This window comes from Bradyrhizobium sp., assembly GCF_019244115.1.
Classification (GTDB): Bacteria; Pseudomonadota; Alphaproteobacteria; order Rhizobiales; family Xanthobacteraceae; genus Bradyrhizobium.
Genome location: NZ_JAFATE010000891.1, coordinates 1 through 17,073 on the forward strand (window position 1 = coordinate 1; position 17,073 = coordinate 17,073).

At 65.3% G+C, this 17,073-nt stretch carries 13 protein-coding genes; 9 read left to right on the plus strand and 4 right to left on the minus strand.

Features of this window, described 5'->3' with window-relative positions; genetic code table 11:
* Positions 1–70 precede the first annotated feature (70 nt).
* The 4 genes from ccoG to ccoS are packed head-to-tail and all read left to right on the plus strand — an operon-like array spanning position 71 to position 4,410.
* The gene (gene ccoG / locus JOZ76_RS37210) at positions 71–1,534 is read left to right on the plus strand and encodes a cytochrome c oxidase accessory protein CcoG (protein ID WP_291706351.1); all 1,464 of its coding nucleotides are present in this window, start codon (positions 71–73) and stop codon (positions 1,532–1,534) included.
* Between the two features lie 18 nt (positions 1,535–1,552).
* On the plus strand, positions 1,553–2,071 hold the full coding sequence (locus JOZ76_RS37215; protein ID WP_291706352.1) for a FixH family protein: 519 nt from the start codon (positions 1,553–1,555) through the stop codon (positions 2,069–2,071).
* Between the two features lie 12 nt (positions 2,072–2,083).
* Positions 2,084–4,270 (plus strand): cation-translocating P-type ATPase, encoded by a 2,187-nt coding sequence (locus JOZ76_RS37220; protein ID WP_291706361.1) that lies wholly within the window; start codon positions 2,084–2,086, stop codon positions 4,268–4,270.
* Complete coding sequence (gene ccoS / locus JOZ76_RS37225) at positions 4,270–4,410, plus strand: cbb3-type cytochrome oxidase assembly protein CcoS (RefSeq protein WP_291706353.1); 141 nt, start codon at positions 4,270–4,272, stop codon at positions 4,408–4,410. Before JOZ76_RS37220 ends, ccoS begins: the two co-directional genes overlap by 1 nt.
* Before the next feature lie 106 nt (positions 4,411–4,516).
* On the opposite strand, the gene JOZ76_RS37230 is transcribed toward ccoS, so the two are convergent.
* A complete protein-coding gene (locus JOZ76_RS37230) occupies positions 4,517–5,587 on the minus strand; it encodes a glycosyltransferase family 4 protein (RefSeq protein WP_291706354.1) in 1,071 nt (356 codons plus the stop codon).
* Positions 5,588–5,936: 349 nt separating this feature from the next.
* Between JOZ76_RS37230 and JOZ76_RS37235 the strand changes: the two genes are divergently transcribed.
* The 4 genes from JOZ76_RS37235 (at position 5,937) to JOZ76_RS37250 (ending at position 11,796) form a co-directional block, all read left to right on the plus strand.
* Positions 5,937–7,700 carry an ABC transporter ATP-binding protein gene (locus JOZ76_RS37235; protein WP_291706355.1) on the plus strand — a complete coding sequence of 588 codons (1,764 nt, stop codon included), beginning with the start codon at positions 5,937–5,939 and terminating at the stop codon, positions 7,698–7,700.
* Between the two features lie 45 nt (positions 7,701–7,745).
* The gene (locus JOZ76_RS37240) at positions 7,746–9,944 is read left to right on the plus strand and encodes an amylo-alpha-1,6-glucosidase (RefSeq protein WP_291706356.1); all 2,199 of its coding nucleotides are present in this window, start codon (positions 7,746–7,748) and stop codon (positions 9,942–9,944) included.
* 26 nt (positions 9,945–9,970) lie between these two features.
* A complete protein-coding gene (locus tag JOZ76_RS37245) occupies positions 9,971–10,456 on the plus strand; it encodes a PRC-barrel domain-containing protein (RefSeq protein ID WP_291706357.1) in 486 nt (161 codons plus the stop codon).
* Positions 10,457–10,545: 89 nt separating this feature from the next.
* The gene (locus JOZ76_RS37250) at positions 10,546–11,796 is read left to right on the plus strand and encodes an MFS transporter (protein WP_291706362.1); all 1,251 of its coding nucleotides are present in this window, start codon (positions 10,546–10,548) and stop codon (positions 11,794–11,796) included.
* A 3-nt stretch (positions 11,797–11,799) separates the two neighbouring features.
* On the opposite strand, the gene JOZ76_RS37255 is transcribed toward JOZ76_RS37250, so the two are convergent.
* The 3 genes from JOZ76_RS37255 to glgA all read right to left on the minus strand — a co-directional run bounded on the left by JOZ76_RS37255 (position 11,800) and on the right by glgA (position 15,440).
* Positions 11,800–12,576 carry a phasin family protein gene (locus tag JOZ76_RS37255; RefSeq protein ID WP_291706358.1) on the minus strand — a complete coding sequence of 259 codons (777 nt, stop codon included), beginning with the start codon at positions 12,574–12,576 and terminating at the stop codon, positions 11,800–11,802.
* Positions 12,577–12,861: 285 nt separating this feature from the next.
* Positions 12,862–13,842 carry an SGNH/GDSL hydrolase family protein gene (locus tag JOZ76_RS37260; protein ID WP_291706359.1) on the minus strand — a complete coding sequence of 327 codons (981 nt, stop codon included), beginning with the start codon at positions 13,840–13,842 and terminating at the stop codon, positions 12,862–12,864.
* Positions 13,843–13,988: 146 nt separating this feature from the next.
* Positions 13,989–15,440: a glycogen synthase GlgA gene (gene glgA, locus JOZ76_RS37265; protein WP_291706360.1), complete on the minus strand. Its 1,452-nt coding sequence runs from the start codon at positions 15,438–15,440 to the stop codon at positions 13,989–13,991.
* 139 nt (positions 15,441–15,579) lie between these two features.
* Between glgA and JOZ76_RS37270 the strand changes: the two genes are divergently transcribed.
* On the plus strand, positions 15,580–16,782 hold the full coding sequence (locus JOZ76_RS37270) for a CaiB/BaiF CoA transferase family protein (RefSeq protein ID WP_441300166.1): 1,203 nt from the start codon (positions 15,580–15,582) through the stop codon (positions 16,780–16,782).
* Positions 16,783–17,073: the final 291 nt, after the last annotated feature.

Sequence of the window (17,073 nt, forward strand, 5' to 3'; positions counted from 1 at the left end):
TGAGCTGGATCAACCGCGCTGCTGAAGTCGGCCTTAAGACTCTATTGCATACGCGAGATGAGTCCGTGCCATGAACAAACCTTTCAAGGCGGCCGATCTGGACTATGACGAAGACGGGCCGCTTTATGCGGCCCGCAAGAAGGTCTACCCGCAGAGCGTCTCCGGGACCTTTCGCCGGATCAAATGGGGGCTGATGGCCTTCTGCCTCGGCGTGTATTACTTCCTGCCCTTCGTGCGCTGGAATCGCGGCCTCGGCGCGCCCAGCCAGGCGGTGCTGATCGACTTCCCCAATCGCCGCTTCTATTTCTTCTTCATCGAGCTGTGGCCCCAGGAAGTCTACTATTTTACCGGCCTCCTGATCATTGCCGCGGTTGCGCTGTTTCTGATGAATGCGATCGGCGGCCGCATCTGGTGCGGCTATCTCTGTCCGCAGACGGTCTGGACCGACCTGTTCTACGCAGTCGAGCGGCTGGTCGAAGGCGACCGGCGCGAGCGGATGAAAAAGGACGCCGCCGCGGCAAAATGGACGGCGCGCCGCTTCGGTGAGATCGTGCTCAAGCATACGCTCTGGCTGATGATCGCCTGGTGGACCGGCGGCGCCTGGGTGCTCTATTTCGATGATGCCCCGACGCTGGTGAAGCAGCTTGCGACGTTTCAGGCGCCTTTCGCCGCCTATCTCTGGATCGGCATCCTGACCGCCTCGACCTATCTTTTGGCGGGGCATATGCGCGAACAGGTCTGCACCTATATGTGCCCGTGGCCGCGCATCCAGGCGGCGCTGACGGATGAATGGGCGCTCAACGTCACCTATCGCTATGACCGCGGCGAGAAGCGCACCTCGGTGAAGAAGGCGGCGGAGCTTCGCGCCAAGGGCGAGGCGGTCGGCGACTGCGTCGACTGCTATCAATGCGTGGCCGTCTGCCCGACCGGCATCGACATCCGCAACGGTCCGCAGCTCGAATGCATCCAGTGCGGGCTGTGCATCGACGCCTGCGACGCCGTGATGACCAGGATCGGCCGGCCCAAGCGGCTGATCGGCTATGACAATGACATCAACATCCACCGACGCGAGGCCGGCAAGCCGCCGATCTACCGCATCATCCGTCCGCGCACGGTGATCTACGCCGCCGTCATCGCCGCCGTCGGCGCGATCATGCTCTATGCGCTGCTGACGCGCTCGCTGCTCGACGTCAATGTCCTGCATGATCGCAATCCGGTCGCCGTAAAACTGTCCGACGGTGCGATCCGCAACGCCTATACGGTTCGGCTGCTCAACAAGCGCGGTTTTGATCGCGTCATCGCGATCGACGTCGAGGGACCCGCTGGCGGCACAATCCACATCGTCGGCGTGGATTCCGTGACCCCGGACCGGCCGATGATCGTCATTCCGCGCGACCAGACCGCGGAGCTGCGCGTGCTGGTCACCGCGCCGGCGGAGAGCAATCCGGAGAAGTCGATCCCGGTCAAATTCCACGTCACCGATATCGGGCTCGGCGAGGCCGCGTCCACGACCGACAATTTCGTCAGCCCTTGAGCCTTGCAGGGAGTGAAGATGCACCTATCCACGGTTTCGCCAAAGCCTCTCACCGGACGGCCTCTGACGGGCGGCATGGTCCTCTTCATGCTGCTGGCCTTCTTCGGCACCGTGATCAGCGTCAACGTCACGATGATGAAGCTCGCGATCGCGACGCTGCCCGGCACTGAAGTCGACAGCGCCTACAGCGCGAGCATCGGCTATGAAAAGGAGATTCACACCGCGGAGGACCAGGCGGCGCGCGACTGGCGGGTCGATGCCCGTATCGTGCGCGGGCTTGATGGCGCTGCCACCCTCGAAGTCGCAGCGCACGACAAGAGCGGCCAGCCGCTGTCCGGCCTCGCGTTCAAAGGGCTGCTGGAGCGGCCGACCGACAAGCGCGCCGATCTTGCGGTGGCGCTGTCGGAAATTGGAACTGGCGTCTATCGTGGCAGTGCCGGCGCGGTCGCGCCGGGGCAATGGGATCTGGTGATCGAGGGTGATGCGGCCGGCGGGGAACGCATGTTTTTGTCCAAGAACCGTGTGATGCTGGACTGATGCGAAATGACGATGCAGGCGACGCGCGACTTCTCGCACTATGTCAAGGATCTCGGCTCCGGACTGAAGCACATCGATCTCGCGGTCGAGGGCGTCAGTTGCGCCGGCTGCATGGCAAAGATCGAGCGCGGACTGTCCGCGCTGCCCGACGTCACGCTTGCCCGCGTCAACCTGACCAACCGCCGCGTCGCGCTGGAATGGAAGCAGGGCACGCTCGATCCGGCGCGCTTGATCGATCGGCTCGCCGAGCTCGGCTACAAGGCTTATCCGTTCGAGACCGAGCGCGCGGAAGTCAAGGAGGCCGAGCAGTCGCGCTTTCTGCTGCGTTGCCTCGCCGTTGCCGCCTTCGCAACCATGAACGTGATGATGCTGTCGGTCCCGGTGTGGTCCGGCAATGTCAGCGACATGCTGCCCGTGCAGCGCGATTTCTTCCATTGGATGTCGGCGCTGATCGCGCTGCCGGCGGCAGCCTACGCCGGTCAGCCGTTCTTCCGCTCGGCGTGGTCGGCACTGCGCGTGCGCGGCGTCAACATGGACGTGCCGATCTCGATCGGCGTCATCCTGGCGCTCGGCATGTCGCTGGTGGAAACCGCCAATCACGCCGAGCACGCCTTTTTCGATGCGGCGATCATGCTGCTCACCTTTCTACTGGTCGGCCGCTTCCTCGACCAGAACATGCGCCGGCGCACCCGCGCGGTGGCCGGCAATCTCGCGGCGCTGAAGGCGGAGACCGCGACCAAATTCGTGAGCGCCGAGGAGATCTCCGTGGTGCCCGTCGCGGCGATCCAGCCCGGCGACGTCGTGCTGCTGAGGCCGGGTGAGCGCTGCGCCGTCGACGGCACCGTCATCGATGGGCGCTCCGAAATCGACCAGAGCCTGATCACCGGCGAGACGGTCCATGTTCCGGCCGAGCAGGGCACTCAGGTCTATGCCGGCTCGCTCAACATGTCCGGCTCGCTGCGGGTCAGGGTGTCGGCCGCCGCAGAAGGCACGCTGCTGGCCGAAATCACCCGCCTGCTCGACAATGCGCTAAAAGCCCGCTCGCGCTACATGCGGCTCGCCGACCGCGCCTCGCGACTCTATGCGCCGGTCGTGCACGTGACCGCGCTCGTGACCGTGCTCGGCTGGGTGCTGCTCGGCGCGAGCTGGCATGATGCCATCGTGACCGGCGTCGCCGTGCTCATCATCACCTGTCCCTGCGCGCTGGGGCTCGCGATTCCCACCGTCCAGACGGTCGCCTCGGGCGCGATGTTCAGGGCGGGCGTGCTGCTCAACGCCGGCGATGCGATCGAGCGGCTCGCGGAAGCCGATCATATCGTGTTCGACAAGACCGGCACGCTGACCTTGCCGGAGCTCGAAGTCACCAACGCCGCGGAGATTCCCGCGGATCTGTTCAGCCTCGCCGGCCGCCTCGCGCTGTCGAGCCATCATCCGGTGGCCTCGGCAGTGGCTCAGGCGGCGCAGGCAAAATCGCCGCTGGTCGGCGCGGTCGAAGAGCCCGGGCAGGGCGTACGCGCCGAGCTCGATGGAGTGGAGATCAGGCTCGGCCGGCCGTCCTTCTGCGGCGCCGAGGCGCTCGCGGCGGCGCGCGCCGATGTCGATCCCGCAGCTTCTATCGTCGCATTCAGCCGCCGTGACGAAAAATACCTGTTTGCGGTCCGGCAGAGGCTGCGGCCCGACGCCGAGGCGATCATCGCGGCGCTAAAACTGCGCGGAATCGGGACCGAGATGCTCTCCGGCGACCGCGAGCCGGCGGTGCGGGCGGCGGCCGCGGCGCTCGGCATCGCAAAATGGCGCGCCGGCGTTACGCCGGCCCAAAAGATCGCGCGTATCGAGGAATTGAAGCGGCAGGGCCGCAAGGTGATGATGGTCGGCGATGGTATGAACGATGCGCCCTCGCTCGCGGCCGCCCATGTCTCGATGTCGCCGATCTCGGCGGCGCATCTGTCACAGTCGACCGCCGATCTGGTGTTTCTCGGCAAGCCGCTCGCTCCGGTGCTCGCGGCGATCGATTTTGCGCGCAAGGCGCTGCATGTGATGCGGCAGAATCTGCTGCTGGCTATCGCCTACAATGCACTGGCGGTGCCGCTCGCGATCGCCGGGCTGGTGACGCCGCTGATCGCGGCGGCTGCGATGAGCGGCTCGTCGATTTTGGTCATGCTGAATGCGCTGCGGGCGCGCTCGGTCGGGAGGTCATGATGGAAGTCCTGGTCATCCTCGTGCCGCTGGCCCTCGTCCTTGGTCTCGCTGGCCTCGCCGCGTTTCTTTGGTCGCTGAGGAGCGGCCAGTATGAGGATCTCGACGGCGCCGCCTGGCGCGCCATCTCGGATGACGATTGAGCCGATCTGTAGGGCGGGCAAAGCGAAGCGTGCCCACCAATGCCGACCACGGTCGCGGAACGACGGTGGGCATGGCGCAAGCGCCTTTGCCCACCCTACGCTTTCACTACTCCGCGCTGCTGACCAGCTTGATGCGCGGCTCCGACTCCTCCAACAAGCTCCGATACGCCGCGAGATAATCCTGCGCCATGCGCCGCGCGGTGAAGCGCGCCTCGAACTGGCGCCTGATCGTGGCCCGGCTGAGCTCCGCGAGCCGGCCGACAGCGGCAACCGCGCTGGTTTCGTCCTCGACCACAAAACCGGTCAGGCCCTCATCGATGATCTCGGCGACCGAGCCGCGGTTGTAGGCGATCACCGGCGTGCCGCAGGCCATCGCTTCGATCATGACGAGACCGAATGGCTCCGGCCAGTCGATCGGCACCAGCAGCGCAAGCGCGCCGGAGAGGAAGTCGGATTTTTCGTGATCGCTGATCTCGCCGATGAACTCGACGAGCGGATTGCCCCTGATCAACGGCGTGATCACCTCGTCATAATATTCGAGATCGGCACGATCGACCTTGGCGGCGATCTTCAGGGGAATGCCGCAGCGCGACGCGATCCTGATGGCGCGGTCGACACCCTTTTCGGGAGCGATGCGGCCGAGCACCGCCAGATAGGTCTGGTTCTTGGGCTTTGGCATCAATAGCTGCTCCGGCAGGCCATGATGGATCGTCCCCACCCAATTGGCCTGCGGCACGGGACGGCGCTGCGCATTGGAGATCGAAACGACCGGCACCTTCGAGAAGGTGCTGAACACCGGCTGGTGTTCCGGAAGGTCGAGCCGGCCATGCAGGGTTGTCAAGAATGGCGTCGGCTGCCGAAAGAACAGTGAGAAGGGATAATAGTCGAGATGAAAGTGGAGGAAATCGAACTCCTCATCATCGCATTTCTGCCGCACCCGCTCCAGCATGACCATGTGCAGGGCGTTGGGATCGCGCACGGCGCCATCGAGGCGCAACGCCTTCGGCCAGGTCGCCTCCAGCTTGGCTGACGTCTGCGAGTCGCCGCTGGCAAACAACGTGACATCGTGCCCAAGCGCGACCAGTTCCTCGGTCAACCAATGTACCACCCGCTCGGTGCCGCCATAAAGCTTGGGTGGAACAGCCTCCGTCAGCGGAGCAACCTGCGCGATGCGCATCTCACTACCTCCTGTGTATAGACATGAATGGGCGGCCCCCGCTCGACAGGCACCGACTGTCGAAATGGGAACGTTCCCGCATTTGCGAAGTTCCATGACGGGACGGTTACATCTTCGAGGACGTCATGTCGCATCTTCGCGCTGCTGCCGCTGCATCAATGGTGCAGCGTGACCTGCGCAACGAAGAGCTCTGACGGACCTTTCGCGTATTTCGTTTCGGAAGCTTCGTACACACGTTCACTGCAAGGTGATCTGACTGACAGAACGGCGACGCTCCGGAACCGGATGGGCTGATCTGCCGTTCAGTCGGTCGGAGCTTGGGGACCCTCAGCCACGGATTTGCAATCACATGGATCAGCTATCGGGATATGTGCATCGCCCGCTTCAGTTCGTGCTACGCTATTTGTGCCAGCGACCGTTATCCCATCTGGCCATCTTAAGCAGCGTCATTGTAGCAGTTGCCTGTTCGGTGGGCACGCAGTATGGCGTGAAGTTCCTGGTCGACAGTCTTTCGGCAGGAGTGGACCACGCCAGCAATGTATGGCTGGCATTCGTTTTTCTCATGTCGCTGATCGCGGCCGACAATCTGCTGTGGCGGGTGGCGAGCTGGACCGCGAGCTTCACATTCGTGGCCGTGACCGGCGATCTCCGGCGCGATATGTTTCGTCATCTGACCGGCCACGCGCCGAGCTATTTTTCCGACCGCCTGCCGGGGATGCTGACCAGCCGCATCACCGCGACGTCGAACGCGGTGTTCACGGTCGAGAACATGTTCGTCTGGAACGTGCTGCCGCCCTGTATCGCGACGATCGCCGCCATCATCCTGATCGGCACCGTCAGCCTGCCGATGTCGGGCGCGCTGATCCTCGTCGCTGGCGCGATGGTGATGATGATGTTTCGCCTCGCGGCGGCGGGCAAGCCGCTGCACGACGATTTTGCCGACAAGGCCGCCGTGGTCGATGGCGAGATGGTCGACGTGATCTCCAACCTGCCATTGGTGCGCGCGTTCTGCGGCCTGACGCATGAGCATGAGCGGTTCGATGCGACCGTGCAGCGCGAGCTCGCTGCCCGCGGCCGCAGCCTGCGCTATCTCGAGAAGCTGCGCATCACCCACGCCCTGGTGACGCTGGTGCTGACCATCGCGCTGCTCGCCTGGGCGGTGCGGCTGTGGCAACAGGGCAGCGCGACCACCGGCGACGTCGTGCTGGTCTGCACGCTCGGACTCTCGATCCTGAGCGCCACGCGCGATCTCGCCGTCGCGCTGGTCGACGTCACCCAGCATGTGGCGCGCCTGACGGAAGCGATCGCGACGCTGCTGCTACCGCACGAACTCCGCGATCATCCGGAGGCGGAAAGCCTGGTCCGCAGCGGCGCGGCGATCGCCTTCGAGAACATCTCGTTCCGCTATCCCGGCGGCGCAAAGGTGTTCGAGCGCTTCAGCCTGCGCCTCAACCCCGGCCAGCGGGTCGGCCTGGTCGGCCAGTCCGGCGGCGGCAAGTCGACAGTGTTTGCCTTGCTGCAGCGGTTCTACGACGTGGAGAGCGGCCGCATCACCATCGACGGCCAGGACATTGCGCGCGTCACGCAGCTCAGCCTGCGGGAGGCGATCTCGGTGGTGCCGCAGGACATTTCCCTGTTTCATCGCTCGATCCGCGAAAACATCCGCTACGGCCGGCCGAGTGCGAGCGACGACGACGTGCTGCGCGCGGCGATCGCGGCGCGCTGCGATTTCGTCGAGGCGCTGCCGGAGGGGCTCGACACCATGGTCGGCGACCGCGGCATAAAACTGTCGGGCGGCCAGCGGCAACGCATCGCGATCGCGCGGGCGTTCCTAAAGGACGCGCCGATCGTACTGCTCGACGAGGCCACCGCCTCGCTCGATGGCGAATCGGAAGAGGCGATCCGCGAGGCGCTCGGCCGGCTGATGCGCGGCCGCACCGTGATTGCGATCGCGCACCGGCTTTCGACGCTGCGTCATTTCGATCGCGTGGTGGTGCTGAAGGCCGGCAAGGTCATCGAGGACGGCCCGCCCGAGCGGCTGATGCAGCGGCAGGGCCCGTATCGCGAGCTGGTGACGCAGGAAATGAGCCGGCTCGCGAAATTCGCTGCGTGAGCTTTCGCGTCAAGTGCGTTGGCTACAGGGGAGCGCGAGATCATCATGACAAGAGATGTCAGCCAGGCCATCGCGGCGTCGCAGCCGTTCGAGGTCGTCGAGCAGCCGTTCTACATTCCGATGACGGGGCCCGCGGCGCGGCCGCGGCGCTCGCTGAAGCACGACGACACCTTCGTCCTGCTCGACAGTCATGGCGACATCGGCGCCTCGGCCGGGGGACCGGACGGGCTGTTCCATGCCGACACGCGCTATCTGGCGCGGTTGGAGCTCGTGTTCGAAGATCTCCAGCCGCTGCTGCTCGGCTCCAACCTGCGCGACGACAATTCGGCGCTGACGGTCGATCTCACCAATCCGGACATCTACCGTCAGGGCCGGCTCGTGCTGCAGAAGGACATGCTGCACATCGTACGCACCATCTTCCTGTGGCGCGGCACCGCCTATCAGCGCATCGGGCTGCAGAATCACGGCGACCGCATCGCGAGCTTCGACCTGACGCTGCTGTTCGACAGCGATTTCGCCGATCTCTTCGAGGTGCGCGGCGAGAAGCGCAAGCGCCGCGGCATCGGCGCCAGCAAGCTGTCGAGCCCCGCCGACGTGCTGTTCGAGTACAGGGGCCTCGACGCCGTGACGCGTTCCACGGCGCTGCATTTCGACCCGCGGCCGTCGCGCCTCTCCGTCAACGCCGCGACCTGGCATTTCGACCTCGCTCCGCAGGAGACCACGGCACTGTTTGCGTCGGTCTCGTGCAACCGGCCATCCGACTTCAAGCCGGCAAAGTTCTTTCCGGGCCGGCTGGCGCATCGGCGCGAGATGCGCCACTGCACGGCAGGGGCGACCTCGATCGAGACCTCGAACGACATCTTCAACGAGGTGCTCTGCCAGTCGATGGCCGATCTCAACATGCTGATGACCGAGACGCCGCAGGGCCGATATCCCTATGCCGGCATTCCCTGGTACTCCACCACGTTCGGACGCGATGGCCTGATCACCGCGATGCAGATGCTGTGGATCGATCCGCGCGTGGCGCGCGGCGTGCTGAAGCGGCTTGCCTCCTATCAGGCGGAGTCGGTCGATCCGCTGGCCGACGCCGAGCCCGGCAAGATCCTGCATGAGATGCGCGGCGGCGAGATGGCGGCGCTGCGCGAGGTGCCGTTCGCGCTCTATTACGGCAGCGTCGACGCCACGCCGCTGTTCGTGCTGCTGGCCGGGCTCTATGGCGAGCGCACCGGCGATGACGAGACGATCGCAGAGCTGTGGCCGGCGCTCGAGGCCGCGCTGGAATGGATCGACAGCTGCGGCGACAAGGACCGCGACGGTTTTGTCGAGTATCAACGCGCCTCCGAGCTCGGCCTTGCCAACCAGGGCTGGAAGGATTCCCACGACGCGATCTTTCACGCCGATGGACGGCTGGCCGAAGGAGACATCGCGCTCTGCGAGGTGCAGGGCTATGTGTTTGCCGCCAAGCGGCTGCTGGCGCGGTGCGCCGCGCGGCTCGGCCGGCGCGAGATCGCCCAGCAGCTCGAGGTCGAAGCATCAGCGCTCGCCAAGCGTTTCGAGGAGGCGTTCTGGTGCGAGGAGCTCGGCACCTACGCGCTCGCGCTCGACGGCGACAAGCAGCCGTGCAGGGTGCGCGCGTCGAACGCCGGCCATCTCCTGTTCAGCGGCATGGCGCGCGAGGACCGGGCCCGCAAGGTCGCCGCCGACCTGCTGCGGCCGCACTTCTTCTCGGGCTGGGGCATCCGCACCGTCGCGCTGGGGGAGACGCGCTACAACCCGATGTCCTACCACAACGGATCGATCTGGCCGCACGACAACGCGCTGATCGCGCTTGGCCTTTCGCGCTACGGCCTGAAACATTCCGTCGAGCAGGTGTTCAAGGGACTGTTCGACGCCGCAACCTACATGGATCTGCGACGGCTGCCCGAGCTGTTCTGCGGTTTCCGCCGCGAGCCGCATCGCGGACCGACGCTCTACCCGGTGGCATGCGCGCCGCAGGCCTGGGCCAGCGCCACGCCGTTCACGCTGCTGGAGGCCGCGCTCGGTTTCGAATTCGATGCCGGACGAAGCGAGATCCGGCTGCGCAATCCGCGGCTGCCGCCGTTCCTGCACGAGGTGACGCTGCGCGAGCTGCGGCTCGGATCCTCCACCATCGACCTCAGGATCCGCCGCCACGGCGACGATGTGTCGATGGAGGTGCTCCGCCGGCGCGGCGAGGTGCAGGTCTCGATCGTGCTTGGGCGCTAGCGCCGAAACGACGAGGGGAGGACCTCATGCGTACAGCACCTCGGTGGTTGGCAATCGGCCTCTTGCTTGCGGCTTTCGCAGCGGTGACTTCGCACGCCGAAAACGAGCCGCAGACCGAGCCGTCGAAGGCTGCGAAGGAGGCGGCGCCCAAGGAAGAGACGCCGCCGGCATCGGTGACCATCATCGCGCCGCGCGAGGCGCATGGGGTGCTCGGCCGTGACGTCCGCAGCCCCACCAACGAGGACATGGGACGGATGGTCGACGTGATCGTCGATCGCACCGGCACCGTGCGCGCTGCCGTGATCGATTTCGGCGGCTTCCTCGGCGTCGGCAGCCGCAAGATCGTCGTCGACTGGAACGCGTTGCATTTCGGGCGCGTCGCCGACAAGAGCGACAACATCACCCTTGAACTGACCAAGGCGCAGGTCGCCGCTGCGCCCGAATACAAGGAGGACAAGCCGATCGTGGTGCTGGGCGCCGCCGGAAGTCTGCAGCCGCTGGACGAGCACTAGAGTAGGGCGGTCGGGTGGTGGCCCCGTCTCATTGGCGCGAGCGGAACAGGGACGATGGCCGCAATCCAGCGACCGCGACCGCGCGTCGTTTGCCGGAGGTCATCGTCGCGACCGGCGAGCCGCCGCACCCCTCGAAGCGGAGTCTGCGCGCGCTCGACTGGTTCATTTTCTTCCTGGCCGACGTGCAGACCGGTTTTGGTCCGTTCATCGCGGTCTATCTGACCACGGAAAAATGGACGCAGGGCGAGATCGGCCTCGTGCTCTCGATCGCCGGCATCGTCGGCCTGCTTGGGCAGATGCCGGGTGGCGCGATCATCGACGCGGCGAAATCTGAACGGCTGGTGGCGGGCCTTGCGGTTGCGACCATCGGCTGCGTGGCGCTTGCCTATGCGGCGTGGCCGATCTTTCCCGTCGTCATGACGGCCGCCGCGCTGCATGCGGCGGCGAGCTGCGTGCTGGGACCGGCGATCGCCGCGATCAGCCTCGGCCTGGTCGGTCCGCTTGCGATCGGCGAGCGGCTCGGGCGCAATGCCCGTTTCGCCTCGCTCGGCAACGGTTTTGCCGCCGCGCTGATGGGCACCTGCGGCTACCTGCTCTCCAGCCGTTCGGTGTTTTTGGTCACGGCTGCGCTTGCGATCCCGACCTTGCTGGCGCTGGTGCGCATGCGTGAGGACGAAGTCGACGTCGCGCGCGCCCATGGCGCGGTGCCGAGCGAGCAGGTCGATGTGAAATCGACCACCGTGGCGAACCTGGTGAGCCGGCGGCCGCTGTTGATCTTCGCGGGCAGCCTTTTGCTGCTGCAGCTTGCCAATGCGTCGATGCTGCCGCTGATGGCCGGCGTCGTCACGGCGCGGTCGAGCCAGTGGGCGCCGGTGCTGATCGCCGCCTGCATCATCGTGCCGCAGGCCATCGTTGCGCTGTTGTCGCCGTCGGTCGGCGTCAAGGCGCAAAGCTGGGGCCGGCGACCGCTGCTGTTGATCGGGTTTGGCGCGCTCGCCGTGCGCGGCCTGTTGTTCGCGACCGTCCGCGATCCCTATCTGCTCGTCATCGTGCAGCTGTTCGACGGCATCACCGCGTCGGTGTTCGCGGTGATGGTGCCGCTGATCGTGGCCGACGTTGCGTTCGGCAGCGGCCACTTCAACCTGGCGCAGGGCGTTGTCGGGACCGCGACCGGTATCGGTGCGTCGCTCTCGAACGGACTGGCGGGTTTTGTCAGCGACAAGTTCGGCAGCGAGATCGCCTTCCTCGGACTTGCCGCCGTGGCGGCGCTGGGGCTCGCCGTGATCGCAGCGCTGATGCCGGAGACCCGGCGAGCCGAGTCCGGCAAGGCACGCGCGTGACGCTCAGCGCGCCTTGGTCATCCCGACAAAACCTTCCCAGCGTTCCAGGCGCTGTCTGGCGAGTTCACAGTGCAGGTCGCGGATCCGCTGCGATTCGATGACGAAATTATCGTACGCCTGCTTGGCGAATTCGGTCTGCAGCTCGAACACCTTGTCGAGCGAGCGTACGCCCCAGAATTTTTCGAAGAAGGATGTGGTCTGATCCAGGGAACGGCGGGTGAGGTCGCCATAGGCGTTGGCAAGGGTCTGGTAGCTGACCGGGGCCGATGCAGGCGAAACTGTCTCCCTCGGCGCAGCGGAAACAGCCTCCACCGAGGCAACCGGAGCGGTTTCGACCGCTGCGGCCGGAGCGGGTTCCGCCGACACAAGCGGGACAGCTTCCGGCGCTGCGGCGGGCGACCAGTCGATCGCGGCGAGAGCGGCGGGAGAGGTCTCGGCCGCGATATCCGTCGCACTCACGGCCTCGGAGGCGGCGGATGAACTGTCGTCAGGGAGCGTTTCGACCGGAGCGGCCTCGATCTCGACCATTGCCGCACTCTCCGTCGCCACCTCGGCATCAGGCGGAGAGGCGACGGCGGGAGCGCTGATCGTGGCATCCTCGATCGCAGCGACAGGTGAGTTGATCGCCTCGGCGGTATCCTGCTGATCCGGCTGGTGAGCCTCTTGAGCGGCCTCTTGAACCGTCTTGCGCTTGCGTGCTTCCGCCGCCTTCCTGCCTTCGCCCTTTCGCTTGCGCTGGCCAGGCTTTCCGGTCGGCTTATTCCCATCAGCACTCAACATTATCGGCTCGCTCCATGGTTCCAGTATCGAATCCGCAGCAAGTTTCTGCCATCTTTGCGCTTAATTCGGGGTTATCGCTTGTCCTTCGCGTGGCGGGGCTGTGTCCACATTTGGAAGTTGAACCCGCGCTACGCCGCGCCCAGTCTGCGACGCTTGTAGCGTCGTCGCGGCAAAAGAAAACCCCCGCCTTCGGGCCGGATCATCGGAGCGAGGTGGCCGTAGTTGCCTGGCAGTTCGCCATGCCAACGGGGCTGACGATGCGATGCGCGATGTACCGGGACGGCTCTAGCGGGCGGCGGGGCTCTCGCCCGCGATATGGTCCGCGGCCAGCATTTGAAAAATCCGGTCGGCAACGATCTGGTGGCCCTCGGGCGTCCAATGCGGGCCCCAGCCGGCCGTGTAATGCGGGGCGCCTTCGAGTTTTGCGAACGGGATCGCCTTCGCCTCCAGATAACTCGCCAGTGCGGTGTCGTGATCCTGGATCGCGACCAGGAACCTGGCTCCGTTGCCTTCGACGAAATCGCGGATCTTTCCCACGAGTTTTTCGGTCGGATCGGGCACGAAGACCGGCGGGTAGCGAAGACGCAGATAGACGTCGGTCACGAGCCGGGCGAGCCACAGGTTTCGCACCAGCCAGTCATCCCGGTAGTAGAGCAGATGCGATTTCGGGACGGGCTCTCCCATCAGCGTCAGAGATCCGTCCGGCCCGGTCGCGAAATACGGCTTGTGATAATTGGCGTAGCGGACGTTCGTCACGTTGTCCAAGCGGTCGTTCCCCGAGCAGAACACCAGGACGACGGCCGCTGGTTTGACCTTCGGCCACAACCGCTTCAGGAGCAGGTATTCCTGGTCGGTGCCGTATCCCGCAACGCCTGCCGCGAGGATCTTGTAGGCAGGCAGTCTTGGTTTCAACAGTTCGGTGAAGCGCTCGTTGGCTTCGGAGTCCAGGCCCCAGACGAAGGAGTCTCCCAGAAACATAATGGTGGGCTTGTCGCCTGGCGTGAACTCCTCGTCACGCAAACCGAGGCTGTTGTGCTTGAAATGCGTGGTGCGGAAGGTCGTCATCTCGGACGATAGATTCGGCACCGGCGCCCAGCCGAGTTCGGCGTCGTAATCGTAACCGGGGGAATGCTCGCTCACGGTGTCGCGCAGCTCGGTAAAATCGGCGATGCGGAGAGCGACCTCCAGCACGGCCAAGGTCACGGCCAGGATGAGCAGCGGTTGAGCGATCGATGAGAGGGTGTGCCGGACGCGGTCGCGCTTCATGAGAAATGCTTCATCGCTATCGGTGTTGTCGAAATGTTTCCTCCCTTACAATGGCTGGCGCGCGTTCGCGCATCACATCTCGGTCAGGGGACGGTAATCGGGGCCGATACGGCGCGATTGGCCGGCCGCGCTCCCGCATTTTTTGCCTAGCGCGCCAGCGCCCGTCGATACAGCGTGCTGTAGCAGGCTGCCGACAGGTCCCAGCTGAAGCTGCGCGCCATGGCGCTGCGGCGCATGGTGTCGAGGCGATCGGCCGCCATGAAGGCTGCGAATGCGCGGCGGATGCCGCCGCGGAAGGATTCGATCGAGGGAGCGCTGAACAGAAAACCGGTCTCGCCGTCGGTGATGGTCTCGGCGAGGCCGCCGGTCTGGTGGCCGATCGGCAGCGAGCCGAAGCGCTGCGCATACATCTGGCTGAGCCCGCACGGCTCGAAGCGCGATGGCATCAGCGTGAAATCGCTGCCGGCGAAGATCCGCCGCGCCTGGGCATCGTTGAAACCGATCGCGACCCCGATCGCATCCGGCCTGCGGCGATGCGCATCGACCAGCGCCTGCTCGATGTCAGGCTCACCGCTGCCGGTCACCACGATCTGGCCGCCGGTCTCGATGATCTCGTCGGCGGCGGACAGCACGAGATCGATGCCCTTCTGATGCACCAACCGCGCGACCAGGCCAAAGAGAGGTCCGCGCGAGACCGCGAGCCCGAACTGCTTGCGGACATAGTCGGCGTTGGCGCGCTTGCCGTCCCAATCGCCGGCGCCGAACGGCTGCGCCAGTTGCGCGCAGAAGCGCGGATCCCAGCTCTCGTCGATGCCGTTCAGGATTCCGGTCAGCTCTCCGGCGTCGGCGCGGATCCGCAACAGACCCTCCAGCCCGCAGCCGAATTCGGTCGTTGTGATTTCGCGCGCGTAGGTGCCGCTGACGGTCGTCAGATGCGAAGCATAGACGATGCCGCCCTTGAGGAAGGAAAGCTGGCCGTAGAACTCGAGGCCCTCGACATGAAACGACGCGTCCGGCGCGCCGATCCGGCGCAGCGTCTCCTTGGGAAAAAGGCCCTGATAGGCGAGGTTGTGGATCGTCAGCACCGACGGCAGCCGGGCGCCGCTCCAGGCGAGGTACGCCGGCGTCAGCGCCGCCTGCCAGTCATTGGCATGCACGACATCGGCTGCCCAATTGCTGTCCAATCTGCCCATGGCAAGCTCGGCAGCTGCGGCGGCCAGGCGGCCGAAGCGAATGTCATTGTCGGGCCAGTCCCGGCCGGTTTCGTCGCCATAGGGCGTGCCTGGCCGGTCATAGAGTTCTGGGCAGATCAGCACATAGACCGGCAGCCCGTCGCGGGTGGCGGCCCGGCCGAGCGTGGCGCCGGGCATCTCAGCCATCGCCGAGCAGCGGCCGACGATCTCGAGATGGCTGATCTGTTCGATGACGCCCCGGCAACCGGGCAGCAGAACGCGAACATCGATCCCAGAGCGGAGCGCGCGCGGCAGCGCGGCGGAGACGGCGGCGAGGCCGCCGACGCGGACGAAGTCGTCCATTTCCGTCGTGACAAAGAGAACCTTCAAGAGATGCCCCTCGGAGTCGCGATTGCTGCTATGCAAGAACGGGTCCAGTTTTTCAGCCGAACGGCCGGCGCGTGCCAGGGGGCACGTTGCGCGCGGGACGCTTTCGCTGACGATGGGCGGCAACTAGAAAGGAAACAAATCAAGCGCCCATCAGGGTCAGTCAGGGAGCGTCAAGGTGATGGTACCCGAGAACGATAAGAGCAATTTGACAGGAAGTTTTGCCGGCCTGCGCGTGCTGGATTTTTCCACCACGATCGCCGGGCCGCATTGCGCGCGGATGCTCGCCGATCTCGGTGCCGAGGTGATCAAGATCGAATCTGCCGAAGGCGAAACCATGCGCATCCGTCCGCCGCTGCGCAACGGCTGTTCGACGACGTTTGGCCAGCTCAATGTCGGCAAGAAGAGCCTGGTGCTCGACCTGAAATCAGAAGCCGGTGTCGAAGCGGTGCGCCGCCTGGTGGGAAGCGCCGACGTGCTGGTGGAGAATTTTCGGCCCGGCGTGATGAAGCGCTTGAAGCTCGATTTCGAGACGCTGGCCAGGCTGAACGCGCGGCTGGTCTATTGCTCCATCTCGGGCTACGGCCAGAGCGGTCCTTCGTCGGAGCTGTCGGCCTACGCGCCGGTGATTCACGCCGCCTCCGGCTATGAAATGGCGCACCTCGCCCATCAGTCGGGCAGGACGCGGCCGGACAATTGCGGCATCTATCACGCCGACGTGCTCTCCGGCGTGTATGCATTCGGGGCCATCGGCGCGGCGCTCTATCAACGGGAGAAGACCGGGTGCGGCCAGCATATCGATGTCTCGATGCTGGAGGCGATGCTGTCGCTGACGCTCAACGAGGTGCAGTGGTCGCAGTTCGAGACCAAGCCGTACCAGCGCGCGGTGTTCGGGCCGATTCAGACCTCCGACGGCTATGTCATGATCGCTGTCGCCAGCGAAAAGACTTTTCAGGGTCTGGTGCGGGCGATCGGCCGCGCGGAATGGGTCGATGATCCCAGATTCGCGCAATATGTCGAGCGCCGCCAGAACTGGGCAGCGCTGATGGACGGTGTCGAAGCCTGGTCGCGCGGCGTGACGACGGCGGAGTGTCTCGCCGCACTCGCGTCCGAAGGGGTTCCGTCCGCGGCCTACCGCACGGTGAAGCAAGCGCTGCAGGACCCGCAGCTCGCCCACCGTGGCGCGCTGGCCGAGGTCGAGGATGGCGGCGGTTCGTTCAAGGTCTTGAACCAGCCGTTCCGGATGTCGTCTGCCAAGGTTGCCGCGGGGCGGAAGATGGCGACGCTCGGCGAACACACGCGGACCTTACTGAAGGACATCGGGCTGTCGGAGGATCAGGTTGCGGCGTTCTCGGGCGAGACGGTCGCGGGACAGGGCTGACGATTTCCGCTGCGCAGAATGGCGGTTGTGGCTTTTTATCTCGCATCATTCGACCGCCCTTGCCGGTGGATTCATTTCCGGCCAATCTGATGCGAACCTCGAGCACCGATCCGGAACACCGGACGACGAGCATGCCGGAGGAAGCTGCGATGAGAGCCAAGGTTCGCGCGCGATGTCGCGTCAATTTTCCTTGCGGCATTTGCCGCCGTGTTGCCGACAGGTCAGGCCAGCGCGCAAAAGCGGGGCGGCAGCATCACCGTCGCTGTAGAGCTCGACATTCCCGGTTTCGGT